This is a genomic window from Pseudomonas agronomica (assembly GCF_025917275.1).
Taxonomy (GTDB): Bacteria; Pseudomonadota; Gammaproteobacteria; order Pseudomonadales; family Pseudomonadaceae; genus Aquipseudomonas; species Aquipseudomonas agronomica.
In genome coordinates this window covers 1-2,028 of record NZ_JAOSHO010000705.1, presented here as the reverse complement: position 1 = coordinate 2,028, position 2,028 = coordinate 1, and the positions used below count along the sequence as shown (strand labels likewise).

Below are 2,028 nucleotides of genomic sequence, written 5' to 3'. Positions count from 1 at the left end.
GGCGCCGCCGGCCTCATCCAAGTGAGTCAGCAGCAGAACGGTTCGGGTCAAAAGGAATACCGCCAGCCAGGCGCTGGCGATAAGCAACAGAAAACGCATAGGCGCCGTTTTTAGAAAGTCCATTTACAACATCCTTTTTTATATCAATCTGATGGCGCGCGAGTGTCGCCCCCCCACTGTAGTCAGGTTGTGAACCGATAGTGAAAAACTTATTAATTATTTCGTTGTACAAAGCCGTTGCTTTCGCCGCTGCTTCCAGCCCTAGCCGTGGGTCGGCATTGGCCGTAAGCTGCGCGGGCCAAGACGGCTGTTAACCGTATACGCAGGAGATGCCCATGCGAATTCTATTGGTTGAAGACAACCGTGACATCCTGGCCAACCTGGCCGATTACCTTGGGCTCAAGGGTTACACCGTCGATTGTGCCCAGGACGGTTTGTCGGGGTTGCACCTGGCCGCGACCGAACATTACGACTTGATCGTGCTCGACATCATGCTGCCGGGCATCGACGGCTACACCTTGTGCAAGCGTTTGCGCGAAGACGCCCGGCGCGACACACCGGTGATCATGCTCACCGCGCGGGACCAACTGGATGATCGCTTGCAGGGCTTCAAGTCCGGGGCCGACGATTACCTGGTCAAGCCTTTTGCCTTGTCGGAGCTGGCGGCGCGGATCGAGGCGGTCATGCGTCGCGCCCAGGGCGGTGGCCGGCGCGCCTTGCAAGTTGGCGACCTGAGCTATGACCTCGATACCCTGGAGGTGACCCGTGAAGGCAAGCTGCTCAAGCTCAACCCCGTGGGGCTCAAGTTGCTGGCGGTATTGATGCAGAAAAGTCCTCATGTGCTGCGTCGCGAAATTCTCGAGGAAGCGTTGTGGGGCGACGATTGCCCGGACAGCGACAGCCTGCGCAGCCACGTTCATCAACTGCGACAAGTGATCGACAAACCGTTCGAAAAACCGCTGCTGCAAACGGTGCACGGCGTCGGTTACCGCTTGGCCGAGGGCCGCGATGGAGTTTAAGCAAAGCCTTGCCCAGCGGATCATCATCGCGTTCGCGTTGATGAGCGCGTTGGTGGCGGGGGCTTTTGCCCTGGGCATCATCGCGACGGTCCATCTGGTGGAAGAGAAACTGATTTCCGCCGGATTGGGCGGCGACTTGCAACGCCTGCTGTTGATGGACAGCGTTTCCGACTGGAGCCACCGGCCCGAACCCGACCAGTTGTTCTATTTCAGCGGCGGTCAGGGTGATTTCGAATTACCCAAGGATTTGCGTCACCTCGATCGCGGCTTTCACGAGGTGTTTCGCGAACAACTGTCCTATCACGCGATGGTGGAGATCGTAGACGGTCGGCATTACGTGTTGCTGCAGGACCAGAGCGATTTCGAGGAGCGTGAACGGGTCCTGTTCGCCGTGGTGTTGGTGGGCTTCGTGCTCAGCCTCGCATTGGCTGTGTTCCTGGGGTGGGTGTTGGCCCGTCGGGTGATGGCGCCGGTCGTGCGCCTGGCCCGCCAGGTGCGGCATCGCGACCAGCTCCTCGGACTCGCGCCACCGCTGGCCCCGGACTATGCCGCTGATGAAGTGGGCGAGCTCGCCGTGGCGTTCGACGCTACGTTGGGGCGATTGCGCCAAGCCTTGACCCGTGAACGGTTGTTTACCAGTGACGTCAGCCATGAGTTGCGCACACCATTGATGGTCCTGGCCACGTCCTGTGAATTGTTGCTGGAGAATCCGGCGCTGGACCAGCGGGGTCGCACTCAGGTTGAACGCATCAACCGGGCCAGTGAAGAAATGCGCGAATTGGTGCAGACCTTCCTCATGCTCGCCCGGGCCCAGCGTGAAGACAACGGCATGGCGCCTCGCTTGACGCTTGGGCAGGTCGCGGAAAACCTGCTCGGTGTATGGCGTGCACCTATCGAATCCAAGGGGCTGACGTTGATCCTCGAACCGGGGCAGCCCCTTGATACACCGTATAACGCCACTTTTCTCACGGCTGTCATGGGTAACCTGTTGCGCAACGCTTTGCATTAC

General features: G+C 59.6%; 2 protein-coding genes. Both read left to right on the top strand.

Translation table 11 applies throughout. The annotated features are described in order from the left end of the window. The first annotated feature begins 335 nt into the window (after window positions 1-335). Window positions 336-1,019 (top strand): two-component system response regulator ColR, encoded by a 684-nt coding sequence (gene colR, locus OC610_RS26350; RefSeq protein ID WP_181288594.1) that lies wholly within the window; start codon window positions 336-338, stop codon window positions 1,017-1,019. Further along, on the top strand, window positions 1,009-2,028 hold a 1,020-nt coding region (locus tag OC610_RS26345; RefSeq protein WP_264432061.1), incomplete at its 3' end, for a sensor histidine kinase. The genes colR and OC610_RS26345, both read left to right, overlap by 11 nt.